This window comes from Sorangium sp. So ce1014 (assembly GCF_051521505.1).
Lineage (GTDB): Bacteria > Myxococcota_A > Polyangia > Polyangiales > Polyangiaceae > Sorangium.
Window position 1 is genome coordinate 7108638 of the sequence record NZ_CP150356.1, and the last position, 14431, is coordinate 7123068.

General features: G+C 74.0%; 10 protein-coding genes. 4 read left to right on the forward strand and 6 right to left on the reverse strand.

The window, feature by feature from the left end:
* Positions 1-26: 26 nt before the first annotated feature.
* Positions 27-4958: a translocation/assembly module TamB domain-containing protein gene (locus WME75_RS26815; protein ID WP_437476602.1), complete on the forward strand. Its 4932-nt coding sequence runs from the start codon at positions 27-29 to the stop codon at positions 4956-4958.
* A 58-nt stretch (positions 4959-5016) separates the two neighbouring features.
* On the opposite strand, the gene WME75_RS26820 is transcribed toward WME75_RS26815, so the two are convergent.
* The 5 genes from WME75_RS26820 to WME75_RS26840 form a co-directional block, all read right to left on the reverse strand.
* Positions 5017-5931 carry a hypothetical protein gene (locus WME75_RS26820; RefSeq protein ID WP_437476605.1) on the reverse strand — a complete coding sequence of 305 codons (915 nt, stop codon included), beginning with the start codon at positions 5929-5931 and terminating at the stop codon, positions 5017-5019.
* Between the two features lie 427 nt (positions 5932-6358).
* The gene (locus WME75_RS26825; RefSeq protein ID WP_437476608.1) at positions 6359-8323 is read right to left on the reverse strand and encodes a hypothetical protein; all 1965 of its coding nucleotides are present in this window, start codon (positions 8321-8323) and stop codon (positions 6359-6361) included.
* A 398-nt stretch (positions 8324-8721) separates the two neighbouring features.
* Positions 8722-9867 (reverse strand): hypothetical protein, encoded by a 1146-nt coding sequence (locus tag WME75_RS26830; protein ID WP_437476611.1) that lies wholly within the window; start codon positions 9865-9867, stop codon positions 8722-8724.
* Entirely contained in the window at positions 9864-10544 is a 681-nt protein-coding gene (locus WME75_RS26835) for an RNA polymerase sigma factor (RefSeq protein WP_437476613.1), read from the reverse strand. Before WME75_RS26835 ends, WME75_RS26830 begins: the two co-directional genes overlap by 4 nt.
* Positions 10545-10603: 59 nt before the next feature.
* Positions 10604-11752: a hypothetical protein gene (locus tag WME75_RS26840; RefSeq protein ID WP_437476616.1), complete on the reverse strand. Its 1149-nt coding sequence runs from the start codon at positions 11750-11752 to the stop codon at positions 10604-10606.
* 175 nt (positions 11753-11927) lie between these two features.
* Between WME75_RS26840 and WME75_RS26845 the strand changes: the two genes are divergently transcribed.
* From WME75_RS26845 to WME75_RS26855, 3 genes are all read left to right on the forward strand, one after another.
* Positions 11928-12305 (forward strand): hypothetical protein, encoded by a 378-nt coding sequence (locus WME75_RS26845; RefSeq protein ID WP_437476619.1) that lies wholly within the window; start codon positions 11928-11930, stop codon positions 12303-12305.
* Positions 12306-12382: 77 nt separating this feature from the next.
* The gene (locus tag WME75_RS26850) at positions 12383-12991 is read left to right on the forward strand and encodes a DUF4166 domain-containing protein (protein ID WP_437476622.1); all 609 of its coding nucleotides are present in this window, start codon (positions 12383-12385) and stop codon (positions 12989-12991) included.
* Complete coding sequence (locus tag WME75_RS26855) at positions 12988-13524, forward strand: hypothetical protein (protein ID WP_437476625.1); 537 nt, start codon at positions 12988-12990, stop codon at positions 13522-13524. The genes WME75_RS26850 and WME75_RS26855 overlap by 4 nt, the downstream gene beginning before the upstream one ends.
* 28 nt (positions 13525-13552) lie before the next feature.
* On the opposite strand, the gene WME75_RS26860 is transcribed toward WME75_RS26855, so the two are convergent.
* Positions 13553-14431 (reverse strand): carbohydrate ABC transporter permease, encoded by an 879-nt coding sequence (locus tag WME75_RS26860; RefSeq protein WP_437476628.1) that lies wholly within the window; start codon positions 14429-14431, stop codon positions 13553-13555.

The window sequence follows — 14431 nt, forward strand, 5'->3', positions numbered from 1 at the left end:
CTGACGCGCGGAGCCAGCTGATCCCTATGCCTGAAGATCCCGCCCCCCCTCCCGTGCCCAGCACAGCCATCGCGCACGGGCGGGGCCGCTTCCGCCGGGCGCTCGCCCGCGCGGCCGGCGTGACGGGCAGCGTGATCGGCCTGGGAGGCGTCTTCGTCGCCGCGGTGGGGGTCGGCGCGGTCGTCCACCTGAACACCGCCTCGACGCGCAACCTGACAAGGCAGCTCGTCAACGACATCCTGCGCTCCAGCCTGCAGGGAGAGATCGAGATCGCGCGGATCGACCGTCTCGGCCTCTTCACCGCCGAGGTCTCCGCGGTGACGGTGCGCCACCCCGGCGGCGCGGAGCTGCTCCGCGTCAGCGGCGTCCACGCCGAGTTCAACGCGCCCTCGATCGTGCGAGAGCTCGTCCTCGGCGACGGCGATCTCGCCATCACGATCCCGCTCGTCCGGGTCGCCGACGCGGACGTCCTGCTCGAGCAGGACCCGCAAGGCGCGCTCACCCTCGCCGAGGCGTTCACGCCGAAGCCGTCCGAGGAGCCGCCCGCCGAGGAGGGCCGGCCGCTCCGCCTCGAGCTGTCGCGCGTCGTCCTCGATCACGCCGCGGTCCACGGCACGGTCGCCCCGGGGAGCCCCATCGACGCGACGATCGAGGACGTCGCCGGCGGCATCGTCGTCGCGGACCGGAGCCAGTACGCGCTCGAGCGTCTGCGCATCACCGAGCGGCGCCTCCTGCCGGTCCCTGTCGAGGTCACGAGCATCTCCGGGAACGTGAGCGTCCCCGCGGACGCGCCGATGGAGCTCACCGCGAAGCTCGAGGGGAGCGTCGGGGCGATCCCGCTCACGGCCGAGGGGACCTTGAAGGACGAGCGCCTCTCGGCGCGGATCTCGTCCGCGCGCGTGACCCCCGAGGCGGCCCTCGCGATCGATCCCAGCGTGCCGCTGGCGCGGCCGCTCTCGGTCCTGATCACGGCCGACGGAGCGCTCTCGGACCTCGCCGTCACGGCGCGCGTCGCGGTCCTCGATCCGCTCGTCACCGACGACGCGGTGACCGGCGAGATCACCGCCCGCGCCCGGCTGAACGCCCTCGATCCGAGGCGCATCACGGCCGAGGTCCGGATCGCCGAGCTCGACCCGCGCGCCTTCGCCGGGACGGCGCCGGCCGCGCGGGTGAGCGCGGAGGCCCGCGGGGAGATCCACCTCGACGCGGAGGGGGGGCCGCGCATCGTCGGCGAGGCGAAGACAGAGCCGTTCCTCGTCGTGGGGCAGCGCGTGCCGGCGCTCGATGCGCGCGCGACGTTCGAGCGCGGAGCGCTGCGCGCCGCCGCGACGATCCACGAGCCCGGCGCGCCCATCGAGGCCACCGTCGCCCTCTCCGGAGAGGGGGAGATCCAGTTCGAGGCGCAGAGCGAGATCCCGTCCCTCAGCGCGGTGCAGCACGTCCCGAGCGGCATCCACGGCAGCGCCGCGCTCCACGTCGAGGGCGCGCTCAAGGACGACGCGCTCGACGCGAGGGCGACCGTGCGCGTCGCCGGGCTCCGCGTCGGGTCGGAGCTGCGGCTCGGGCGCGGCGAGCTGCAGGCAAGGGCCACGGGGCCCCTCGACAAGCTCACGATCGAGGGCGCTTTCCGGGGCGCGGATCTCCGCGCGCAGCAATACGCGTTCAGCCACGTCGCGGCGAGCGCCGCAGGGCCCGCCACCGCGCCGCGCGTCCGCGTGTCGCTGGCCAGCGCGGAGCGCCGGATCACGGCCTCGGCCGACCTCGACATCGAGCGGAGCGAGGCGCGGCGGATCCGCGTGGAGGTGGCGCGCGGAGAGGACGAGATGACCGCGCAGGCGGCCCGCGTCGCGTGGGGCGGCGGGATCGCCCTGCGCGGGCTCGAGCTGCGCGGCGACGGCGTGGGCGAGCTCCAGGGGAACCTGTCGCTCACCGGGAACGAGGTCGAGGGCGACCTCCGCGGCACCGCGATCCACCTCGAGCGCATCGCCGAGATCGCCGGGGTGCCGCTCGGGGTCGGGGGCCTCGCGAACCTCGACGTGTCGATGCACGGCCGGGGGAAGCGCCGCGCCGGGCACGTGCAGGTCGAGCTCGAGGACGGCTCGATCCCGGGCGTGACGCCGCGGCTGTCGATGAACATGACGGCGCGCGTCGACGGCGAGGCGCTGAAGGCCGACGGCCTGGTCCGGCTGATCGCGCCGCCCGAGCCGCCGCCGGGCCGATCGCGGGAGGCCGAGCGCCAGGGCGCGACGCCGGGCGAGCCGTCGGCCACGATCGGCGACCTGGCGAGGCGCCAGAAGACGCCGCCGCCGCCGGTGTGCCAGGGCGCGATCGCGCGCGTCCTCGTCGACGGGAGCGCGGCGCAGCTGCGCGGGCCGCTCCTCTCCGGGCGCACGTGGCAGACCGTCACCGGCGCGGCGCGCATGGACGCAGACGCCTGGCAGCTCGGGTGCCTGGCCCAGGCCTCGCCGGTCCCGCTCGCCCTGAGCGAGCTCGCGGGCCGGCTGACCGCGCGCCTCGCGGTGGTGCGCGAGGCGGGAGAGCGGCTCCCGTCGGTGCGGAGCCTCCTGATCCGCACCGAGGGCCTGCGCGCTGCGGGGCCCGTCGACGAGGAGACGGGCGCGCCGGCGTGGGTGTCGAGGAAGCTCGACGCGCGGATCGCCGGCGATCTCGACGCGAAGACGGGCGACGCGCACGTCACGCTGTCGGTGTTCGACCGCCAGCTCGTGGCGGAGCTCTCGGCCGCGTTCGACGCCGATCTTCCGGCGCTCCTGGCCGATCCGGTCGCGGCGCTCCCGCGGATGCCGGTCGCGGCGCACCTCCGCGTGCCGCGCCGCCGGCTCAACGATCTCGCCGAGCTGGCCGCCTTCGGCAAGAGGACCCCGGTGCTCTCCGGCGCCGCGGGGCTCGACGTGTACTTCGCGGGGACGATGGCCGAGCCCAGGCTCGTGGCCCGCGCGATGGCGTCGAACGTGGGCGGCGCGGGGGGCCCCTCGCCGCTCGGCAAGCTCCGGCTCGACACGCTGCTCGTGTACGACGGGCGCGACGCGGCGCTCGACGCCTATGCCTTCCGCGGCCAGCGCACCTACATGACGGCGACGGCGAAGCTCGGCGCGAACGCCGCCGCTCTCCTCGGCGGTGCCCAGGGCGGTCCGCGCTTCACCAGGGGCAGCCTCGAGGCGAAGATCGCGGACCTTCCGCTCGCCGAGATCCCCGTCCTCGCCGACATGCAGATCAGCGGCCAGGCGCGCGGCGAGGTCGCCGTGCGGGGCCTGTTCGAGCCCGCCCCCGAGGTCGTGGCGCGCCTCGAGTTCCCGGGCCTGAAGCTCGGCCCCGACGTGGAGTACGAGACCGCCGAGGTCTCGTTCAACATCGCGCCGCCGGGCGACGCCGGGCGCACCGCGGCGGTGGCCAACGTGCGGCTCGTGGGGCGCGACGGCGGCCGGCTCGAGGCCAAGGCGGAGGCGCCGGTCGTGTGGGAGGCGAACGCGATCCCGACGCTCACGGACGACCAGAACGCCGAGGTGTCGCTCGCGGTCGATCGCTTCCGTCTGGCGGCGCTGGAGCCGTTCCTCCAGGGCTCGGTGAACCGGCTCGACGGCACGCTCGACGGCGAGGTGCGGCTCGGGCTCGGCGCGCAGGCGGGCTTCTCCGGCCAGATGCGCCTCACCGGCGGCCTGGTCCACGTGGCCACGATCGGCCAGCCGTTCGAGAACGCGTCGTTCCGCGTGACGGCGAGCCCCTCCGGCGAGCTGCGCATCGACGACATCCACGCCGAGGCCGGCAGCGGTCAGGTCCGCGGCAAGGCGACCCTCCAGATGGAGGGGTTCGCGTTCCGGAGCGCCCGCGCCGAGCTGGAGATCCCGGAGGGCCGGGATCTCCCGATCGCGCTGGAGGGCGTCCCCATGGGCGACGCGCGCGGCAGGGTGGTGCTCGCGGCGGAGAGCCGGGACGAGCAGATCGCCGTGCGCGTGGAGGTGCCCACGCTCCACGTCACGCTGCCGCCCACGATCGGGCGGAGCGTGCAGCCGCTCGACGAGAACGAGGACGTCACCACGTCGGCGCCGCTCAGCCGGGAAGAGTACGAGGCGCGGCGGGCGCCGGCCGAGCCGACGGACCAGGCGAAGGGGAGCGCGGGCGGCACGCCGCTCGTCATGGAGGTCCACCTCGGCAGGATCGGCATCGAGGGCGACATGGTGCAGGCCTCGCTGTCCGGGGATCCGGCGCACCCCCTCCGCATCCAGGTCGCGGAGGAGACCCGGATCGATGGCAACGTGAACATCCTCTCGGGCAAGCTCGAGGTGATCGGCAAGGAGTTCGAGATCGAGCCGGGCGTCGTCGCGCTGCAGGGGGATCCCTCGAATCCGTACCTGAACGTGAAGGCGTTCCACGACACGCGGGAGGGGACCCGCATCTTCATCGACTATGTGGGGGAGCTCAACCCGATCACCGAGGAGAAGATCACCTTCCGTTCGGAGCCCCCGCGCCCGGAGAACGAGGTGATCGCCGAGCTCCTGCTCGGCAAGCAGTACGCGGAAGGGACGCTGGCGGGCGGCACGTCCACCGAGGAGCCTGGCTCCGGGGGCGGCAGCAACGCGGCCGGAGGGGTCGCGGCCGGCGTGGGCACGGGGCTCGCGTCCGCGCAGATCAACATGATCCTCCAGAGCATCGGTCCGCTCCAGAACTTCGAGACGCAGCTGGACACGACCGACGAGGGCGCGCTGAAGACCACCGTGGGCTACCAGCTCGGGGAGCAGGTGACCGCGAGCGCGAGCTACGAGGCAGGGCCCACGGGGCAGGGACAGGGGGCCGGGTCCCCGAGCAGCCCCGCCGCGGCCCGGGCCCGCACCGAGGTGAGCCTGGAGTGGCGGTTCCGCCGGGACTGGTCCGTGCGGGCCGGGATGGCGACGGGCGAGAGCCCGGGGACGACGCTCGACCTGCTCTGGAAGCACCGGTACTGAGCGCGCTCCGGCGCGGGGCGCGCGCTTCGTGAGGGCGGCGCGCCTCCTGCGCGCCGGCTCAACGCTTCACGCAGATACCGCCGCAGTCCGCGCCGATCTCCGGATCGCAGTCGTCGGCCGGGTCGTCGATGCACTCCAGCCCCTCGGGGCACGGGCGCGCCGTGATGCCGCCGCACCCCTCCGGCGCGGGCTCGGGCGCCACGCAGATGCCGCCGCAGTCCGCCCCGCCGCGCTTCGGGTCGCAGTCGTCGGCCGGGTCGTCGATGCACTCCAGCCCCTCGGGGCACTCGATCCCAGCGATGCCCCCGCACATCGTCGGCGCGGGCTTCGGCTCCACGCAGATGCCGCCGCAGTCCGCCCCGCCGCGCTTCGGGTCGCAGTCGTCGGCCGGGTCGTCGACGCACTCCCGCCCTTCGGGGCACTCCAGCCCCAGGAAGCCCCCGCACTCCGGCCCCCCAGGCGGCGTCGGCTCCACGCAGATGCCGCCGCAGTCCGCCCCGCCGTTCTTCGGGTCGCAATCGTCGGACGGATCGTCGATGCACTCCCGCCCCTCGGGGCACTCCAGCCCCAGGAAGCCCCCGCACTCCGGCCCCCCAGGCGGCGTCGGCTCCACGCAGATGCCACCGCAGTCCGCCCCGCCGTTCTTCGGGTCGCAGTCGTCGGACGGATCGTCGACGCACTCCCGCCCCTCGGGGCACTCCAGCCCCGCGAAGCCCCCGCACTCCGGCCCCCCAGGCGGCGTCGACTCCACGCAGATGCCGCCGCAGTCCGCCCCGCCGCGCTCCGGGTCGCAGTCGTCGGCCGGATCATCGATGCACTCCAGCCCGTCGGGACAGCCCGTCCCGTGGAGCCCGCCGCACGTCTGAGCTCCGGGCGGCTCCTGCGGTCCTCCGCCCCCGCCGCCGTCTTCCTTTTCGTCGCAGCCCGCGAGCCCGATCACGATCAGCAAGAGAGCCAGTCCTTTGTGGCGCATCAGAACCTCCGCGTTGTGGTTGTCCGAATCCCGACGCGACCGCCGGACCGGCGACCGCGCGGCGAGCCTTTCGTCGCGCGGGCGCCGCCGAGACGACGCCTCCAGCGCGACCGCCCAGGCCGCCAGCAGCGCTGCTGCGGCCTGCGCTCTCCAGCAGAGCGTCCTTCGAGGGGCCGCGTCGCGCCATCGGTCCGCCTTGAAGCAGCTTCGGTGCCACGGAAAGTCGCTGCGATTCGCGCGGAGCTCACGTTGTCGAGCTCGGTCACCCGCGATCGCGGTGTCTTGCTGTGTCTCGGTTGTGCCAGCGGCTTGACCGGAGGGTCTGCGGGCCTCCTCGGCGGAGGCCCTCCCCGTTTGCGCGCCCGGGCGGCGCTCGCGCGAGGCGCGCCGCCCGGGCACGGGCCGCGAAGCGCGGCCGCCACCGCCGTCAGAGCGACGCGTTGAGCCGGTCGAGCACCGCCCGGATGACGGGCGTGTAACCGTAGTCGCCGTTGTCGCTGAGCGGATCGCTCGTCTGGGCCGGGCAGATCGAGCCGGTGATCCCTTGCTCCCCGAGGCTCCGGAGCAGCTGCAGCTCGCGGATGCCCGGGTACGCCTTGGCCTTGTACTGCGTCGTCGTCCGCGAGAGCGGCGCCGCCGGATCGTTCATGCTCTCCGGCGCGCACAGCGGGTTGTCGTGCTCCTGGCCAGGGAACTGTCTGCAATCGCAGCTCTGGTTCGTTCCCTCGCAGCTGCGCTCCTCGACGTCGAAGATGCAAGCGTACTGGAGATCGCCGCCCTTCGGCGAGATCGTGTACTCGCGGCCGTTGATCGCGTTCCATCCCGTGGCGTTCGGCGGGACGATCGGATCGCCGGTGATCGGGTTCGTGCCCGAGCGCGGCGCCATCGACTCGACCATGAACGGGTCCGCGGGCGGGACGTTGTTCGCCGGATCGCCGAGGATGATGTCCCAGGCGTCGCTGGAGCTGCCGGTCACCGGGGCGCTGAGCTCGGCGGCGCTCTTGAGCCCGCCGACCGGATTGCCCTGATCGTCGAGGCCCTGCGAGAGATCGGGGGCGCCGCTTGCGTCCTGGCGCGCGAGGTCCTGCCACGGCACCCCGAGGATGCCGGTGAAGATGACGTGCTGCGGCCCCCGGGTCAGCGTGCTGCCATCCTCGGGATCCGTGAAGAGCGGGTTCGGCACGAGCTCTCCGGTGCGCGACGGCACGAGCGGCGTCGAGAGCGCGTCGGAGTACCGCTCGATCGGGTGGAGGAAGTCGAACCCGAAGCGGCGCTTCTGGTCCCAGCACCGGCTGTTCGCCGGGTCCTCTTCCTCGGAGAGCCTGGCGGGAAAGCCATCGGGGCCCGCGCAGGCCGGTTCCACGGGGCAGCCTTCCTGGGGCTGGTTGCAGGACCTGCAGCATTCGTGGTTCGGGTCGATGGCGCACTCGCTCCGCGGCCGCCACATCCTGAAGCCCCCGGTCTCGGCGACGAGGTAGTTCCTGGCTTCGTCCCTGATCGAGCAGTCGTTCTCGTCGGAGAGCATCACGATGAGCACGAGCGAGTCCGGCCGGAGAAAGGCTTTCCGTTGCTCCAGGACCGTCTGGTCGACCCCTACCGGCGTGGCGACCTGGCTGTCCCCCACGAGCGCGATGCTCGCGTACGGCTCGGGGTCGGCGAGGAAGCGATACATGCTCTCCAGCGGCGCCTCGAAGCCGCACCCCGCCTGCCCGACCCCGTCCACGATGGCGCCGAGCTTGCTGTAGAGCGTCGCGACATCGGAGTCTCCTGCCGGGTCGTGACTTCCGGCCGGGTCCCACACGAGGAAGCCCTTGTCCTGGTAGGTCGGCAGATCGTTCGTTGTGGTCTCCTCCGTGGAGCGCGCGAGGAGGTGGGCCATGTCGACGTTCGAAGGGGACGTCGCCCCAGGACAGGCGCCCGATCCGTGGCCGCCGAGGCTGCTGCTGATGACGCCGATGTGCATGTCGTGCACCGGGTTGCGCACGCGCGAGGAGCCGGCCGGGCATGCGTCGAACCCGGTCGCGGGCTGCTCCGACTCGCCCACCGGCTCGCCGGTCGGGGACACGCAGACGGGGTTGACGATATTGAACACGAGGTCGGCGGTCGCCAGCCGCAACATCTCCTGCTTGTCCGCCATCGAGCCGGAGTTGTCGACAACGAAGAGGACGTCGACCTTGTCCGGCGTGAACTCCGGCCAATCCCAGCCTCCTGCGCCTGTGCTGCTGCCGCCGCTGGTGCTGGTACCGACGGGGAAGTCAGAGCCGCCGGTGCCATCGCCGCCGCTGCCGCCGACTCCCGAGCCCGACGTCGAGCTGGTGTTCGCCCCGCCGAGCGAGATATCCACTTGACACGCGGCGAGCGACACGGCGCTCACGACGAGAATTGGCGACATGGTTCGTGATAGCTTCAATGACATGGCTCCTCCATGAGCGGCGCCGAGAGCCGCCTGCGAAGATCTGCTGTGACCCCGCATGAAGGGGCGCTCGCCCGCTTCCCCATTTCAAAAAATTCACCTCCGCTAACGAATCCCCGGAGCCCCCGCCCTCTCCCTCAGTCCCGACCCGCCCCCAAGACGCGCCTCTCCCCCAAGACCAGCGCCCTCGCCGCCCCCCCCAGTCAACTCCCCCTCTTTCTCTCCCCCCCGCCCGCTCTCAATCTCTTCCACCCCCCCGCGTCCCAGAGCGGTGCTCTCCCGCACAGGAGACGGGCCCAGATCGACGTTTTCGGCGCACAGGCGTGCTCCACGAGAACGCCGAGATGGGTCCGTATCCGAAGCGGGAGAGCACCGCTCTAGTGGGTGAAGGAGTGGAGGCGAGAGACGTGGGGGCTGGAGGGGTAGGCGCGGAGGAAGGCCGAGGCGCGCTGCGCCGCGGCCGCGCGCTGGCCGCTGTGCCAGAGCGCCTCGATGGTGAGCGCCTCCCGCTCCTGCGCCAGCGCGCCGCCCGGGAAGCGGAGCCGCGCTCGCTCGGCGATCATCAGCGCTCCGGCGGCGTTGCCGCGCCGGAGCGCCGCGCGCGCGTCGGCGAGGAGCGTCAGCTCCTCGCGCAGCCGGCTCTCTCGAAGGGCCGCCGGGCTGGGCGCGCCGTCCACGAGGGCGGCGCCTGCCGATTCCACCGCGGGCGCTGCCTCGGCGACCTCCGCCTCGTCTGCGGGCGGCGCGCTCGCGGCGTGCTCCTGCTGCGGCGCCTCCGGCTTCGGGGGTGCCGCGGTCGTACGGGGCCTGGCCGGTGCGATCCGCCTGGCCGGCAGCGGCACCGCGACCGGCGGGGCCTCCTGGACCGGTACAGGCGCCTCGGCCGGCTGCGCCGCCTCGGTGGGCGGGCGCGCTTCGGCCGGCGGCGCCGCCTCGGCGTACGCCGCCGTCTTCTGCGCCGGCGCCGCCGCGGGCGCGGAGGCCGGCGGCGCGACGACCGGCGCGACCTCGACGACCTGAGCCGGCGGCGCCGCGCTCGGCGGGGCCACAACGGCATAGCTGACGAGGAACAGGACCCCGCAGGCGGCGCCGAGGAGCATCGACTTCACGATGCCCGCAGCGCCCGCGGCTGCGGCGACCGCTGCCGCCGCGCTGGCGGCACCGGCGGCGCCCGCACCGGCGCCGACAGCGCCGGCGGCGCCGAAGCCTGCGGCCGATGCCACCTTGCCCGCGGACGCCGCGGCGGCCACCTCGCCCGCGGACGCCGCGGCGGCCACCTCGCCGGCGCCGCCCGCGGCAGCGCTCGCCGCGCCGCCCGCGTTCGCGGAGAGCGCCCCTCCTCCCGCGCCCTGGACCCCGCCGAGGGCGACTGTTCCGGCGAGGCCGAGCTGCGCGGCCATCGCGGCCCACACCTGCTCCTGCGCGCCGTCGGGAGGGTCCGCCGGCGGAGCAGCACGGAGGAGATCGCGCTCCGTCTCGAGCGCGCTCACCTCGGCATCGAGCCAGCGCACGGGATCGCTCATCGCTCCCCTCCCGCGCGCTTCCAGAGGGATCGCTGCTCGACCCCCGGCAGCGGGACGAGCAGCGAGGAGGGCCCTGGCGGCGCCGGCCCCCGCTCCAGGGCCGGGAGCCCGCCGGCGGCCGCCGCCTTCAGCACGGGCTGCGACTTCGTGGCCGGGGACCCGCCCACGTGGAACCGGTCGCGCGCGTTCAGGCGCGTGACGGCGCGGCGGAACGCGTCACGCGCGAGGCGGAGGCGCGAGTAGACGGTCCCCAGCGGGACGTCGAGCAGCTCGGCGACCTCGTCGCCGCCCATGCCGTCGAGCTCGAAGAGCGTGAACACGGCGCGTTGCTCGAGGGGCAGCTCGTCGAGGAGGGTCTCCAGCAGCGCGATCGCCTGGCGCCGCTCCGCCTCCGCGCCGACGTCGGCCCGGTCGTCGGCGCAGTCGAGCAGCGGCTCGTCGTCGTGAGCGCGCCGCCTCATGTGAGCGAGCTTGCGCCGGTCGCGGGCGACGTGAAAGCAGATGCTGTACAGCCAGGTCGTGATCTTCGACCTACCTTCGAATTCGGGCAACCGACGGTGGACGACGAGGAAGACGTCCTGGACCGCGTCGGCGGCGTCGCTCTCGGGCACGCCGAGGCGCCGCAGCGACCGCCACACGAACCGGAAATGCTGCGCATAGACCTCTCCGAAGGTCATTCTGTCCTGCCGCTCTTCGCCATGCTCACCCCGTCTGTGGAGGGTCTCCGGCCTCGCCATCAGAAAATCGACACGCGGGCGCTCAGGCCGACGAGCAACCCCACCGGGGAGGGGTCGAGCGCGGGGTCCTCGATCACGGCGGCGCCGGCGTCGGTGCTCGAGCGGCGCTCGACCGTGATGCGCACCCGCGCGACCGGCGCGAGGAGCGTGGCGCGCGCGGCCCAGCCGAACGCGTGCGTGCGCGTGCCGCCGAAGAGGGTCCCTTCCGCGATGGCCGAGCCGCCGACGGCGAGCCAGGGCGCGGAGGCCTCACGATCCTGGACGAACCCCTTGCCCATGCCGTGGACGGCGCCGAACAGCGAGACCGCGCAGGCCGAGAGCCGGGTGCCGTCGAGCTCGCCGAGGATCGTCGCGCAACCGCGCGCGGTCGCGGCGACGAGCCCGACGGAGACTGCGCCCGGCGTGAGCTCGATGTCCTGGCGCGGCAGCCAGACCGCGCCGAGGCCGGCGGACCAGGCGCTGCGCCGCAGGGAGACGTCGGCCGTCGCCGCCGGCCGGAACGGATCGAGCATGCCCACGGTCCCCGCGGCGCCGAGCTCCAGCGAGACGTCCCCGCGCGGTGCCTGACGCGGCGGGGGCGGCGGCGAGGGCGCGGGGGCCGGCGCGGGGGCGGGGGCGGCAGGGGCCGGCGCGGGCGGAGGCGCCGGCTTGCTGTCGAGCAGGATGGCGACGGTCAGCGCCACCGCCCCGACGAGCTCGTCGCAGGTCGCTCCCGCTTCGGACGAGAGCTGCCGGGCGCGGCCTCCCGCCTGGAGGACAGCGGTGTACGTGGAATCGGCGCGGAGAAAGTGGACCTCGAACTCGGGAGCAACGCCGGAGCTCGCGGGGACGCCGCCGGGGGCACCGGCGCCTGCCGGGGCGCTGCCAGCGCCTGCCGGGGCGCTGCCAGCGCCTGCCGGGGCGCCGCCGGCGCCTTCCGGGGCGTCGCCGGCACTCGCAGGCTCCAGGGCGCGCCGGTTCATCACGCGCTCGACCGCAGCGGCGAGCGACGGCGCGTCGGGGCAATCGGTCGCCGAGGGCGCCCGGTGGACGGCGAGCCGAGGGAGCGGCGGGGCGGCCGAGGCCACGCGCGGCGAGCCGAGGGGAAAGGCACACAGGGCCAGGACGACGCAGAGCGCGCCCCGACGCGAGAGACGAGGGCAGGTCACGGGCCTCCCATTAGCGCAAGGAACGGCGCAAGCGGAGTTAGGACGCGCCGGCCCCGGCCATCTTGGGCCGGCGCGTTGCGATCTCGCGCGATGACGCGGCCGGCCCGATCCGCCCTGGCCAGGCCGACGCGGGTCGCGAGCACCGCGCGCGCAGGATCGGATAGAGTGGCCCCCCATGAACTCCTACGATCTGGTTACGTGCACGAGCTGCTACGGCGAAGGCGAGATCAACACCGACTCCGGCCCCTTTCTGTGCAAGGACTGCAACGGCAACGGCCGCATCTTTCCGACCGGAGAGCAGATCGAGGAGCGCATCCGCGAGATCGAGGTCGAGCTGGAGCGTCACCCGCTGGAGGCGCGGCCGGAGACGCGGTGGCTCGTCTTCGAGCTGCGGCGCACGCGCAAGCTGCTCTGGCAGATCCGGTCGCTCTGCGAGGAGACCGACGGCGACGCAGAGAGCGCGCTCATCGTCAAGGTCCGCGATCTGGCCGACGCGGCCGTCGCCCCGAGGAGCCCCGCGCTGCCGCGCGAGATGCTCCCGGAGGACGGCTGACAGCCGATCCCGCCGGGGAGCCGAGCCTCGGCGAGGCGTCCTCACGCACCTGTCCGGCAGCGACGCGCGGTGTCCTGATGCCTGCTCTTTACCCTGCCCTCCTCGGCCCCGCGTGGGCTGCGCTCGCGCCGCCGGTCCAGGACCTCCACGCGGGCGGCGCGCGCGCCCGCGGCCGCTTCCGCGTGCGTCGCGGCCGCGGGCTCGCGGCGCGCCTGATCGCCGCCCTGCTGCGCATGCCGGAGGCGGCGGAGGACGTGGCCGTGACGCTCGCGGTCGAGCCGGTGGGCGACGGCGAGCGGTGGATCCGCACCTTCGGGGGCCGCCTGCTCTGCTCCTCGCAGTGGCGCTCGGGGGATCTGCTGGTGGAGGCGCTCGGCCTCATCCAGTGCTGGTTCCGGCTCCGCGCCGAGGGCGGAGCGCTCGTGTTCGAGCAGGCGCGGTCGACGTTCGGGCTCCGCGGCTTCGGGCTGCCGCTGCCCCGGTGGCTCGCCCCGCGGGTCGAGGGGCGGGCCGAGCCCCTGCGCGATGAGGTCGGCGTCGACGTACGGATCTTCGCGCCGATCGCCGGCCTGCTCGTCGCGTACGACGGGCGCGTGGCCGGCGAGGAGCGCGGCGCGACCCCCTCCGCGCGCGCCGGCGCGCCGCCGCCGGGGACCGGAGCGCCGTCGCCGGAGCCCCGCGCGTGATCACGGCGCTCGTGCTCCTCGCCGTGCAGGGCGCGCTCGGCGCGCTCGACACGCTCTACTACCACGAGTGGCGCGCGCGCCTGCCCGGCGGCGTGCCCGGCACCGCGCCCGAGCTCGTCCTCCACGGCACCCGCGATCTCGTGTATGCGGTGCTCTTCGCCTCCCTGCCCTTCGTGCGCTGGGAGGGGCTCGCCGCCTGGCTGCTCGCGGCGCTCCTCCTCGTCGAGATCGTGATCACGCTCCGCGATTTCGTCGTCGAGGACACGGTCCGCGGGCCGCTCGGGGGCGTCTATCCGGGAGAGCGGGTGATGCACGCCGTGATGGGCATCCTCTACGGCGCCGCCCTCGCGCACCTCCTCCCCGAGCTCCGGCGCTGGTCGCTCGGCGCCACCGGTTTTTCCCGCTGGGAAGCGCCGCTCGCGCTCCGCGTGATCCTGCCGCTCATGGCCGCCGGCGTGCTGCTCTCGGGGCTGCGCGACATCGGCGCCGTCTACGGGCCTCGCTGGCTCCGCTTCCCCTGGGGGCGCGCGTGATCCGGGCGCCCGCGCCGCGCGGGCCCCTTCAGCCCTTCACCGCGCCCGCCGTGAGGCCCGCGAGGATCCGCCGCTGGAAGACCAGCGTCAGCACGACAAGCGGCACGGTCACGACGATGGACGCCGCCATGGTCTGCCCCCAGGGGATCTCGTAGAGCCCGCTCGTCGTCGTCGAGAACGCCTGGATCGCGTAGGTCACCGTGCGCTTGTCCGGCGTCTGGGTGAACGAGAGCGCGAACAGGAACTCGTTCCAGGCGGCGATGAAGGCGAGGATGCCTGTCGTCGCCATCCCCGGGACCGAGAGCGGCAGCATGATCCTGGTGAACACCTGCCACGGCGTCGCGCCGTCGACGTAGGCCGCCTCCTCGATCTCGCGCGGGATCGCCTTCAAGAACCCGGTGAGCACCCACACCGTGAAGGGGAGCGTGAAGATGAGGTACGTCAGGATCAGCGCGGGGAGCTGGTTGTAGAGGTTGAAGAAGTTGATCATCTCGAACAGGGCGCCGAGGACGGCGATCTGCGGGAAGATGGTCATCGCCAGGACGATGTAGAGCACGGCGCTGCGCCCGCGGAACCGGAACCTCCCGAGCGCGTAGGCGGCCAGGGAGCCGATGGCGAGCGAGACCGCCGTGACCGAGACGGCGACGATCACGCTGTTCATGAGCGCCGTCTGGAACTCGCCGTTCTCCAGCACGAGGCGGTAGTTGTCGAGCGTCGCGCGGCCGGGCCAGTAGCGGACCGGGGTCGTGAAGAGCTCGTCGTCGGGCTTGATCGAGGAGACGAACGCCCAGACGAACGGGAAGACGGTGAACCCGACGACCGCGGCGACGAGCAGGTAGAACAGGGCCCGCAAGGCGCCCTGTCCCGGCGAGCGCCGCGCCCCGGAGTCCCGCGAAGAGCCCTTCAT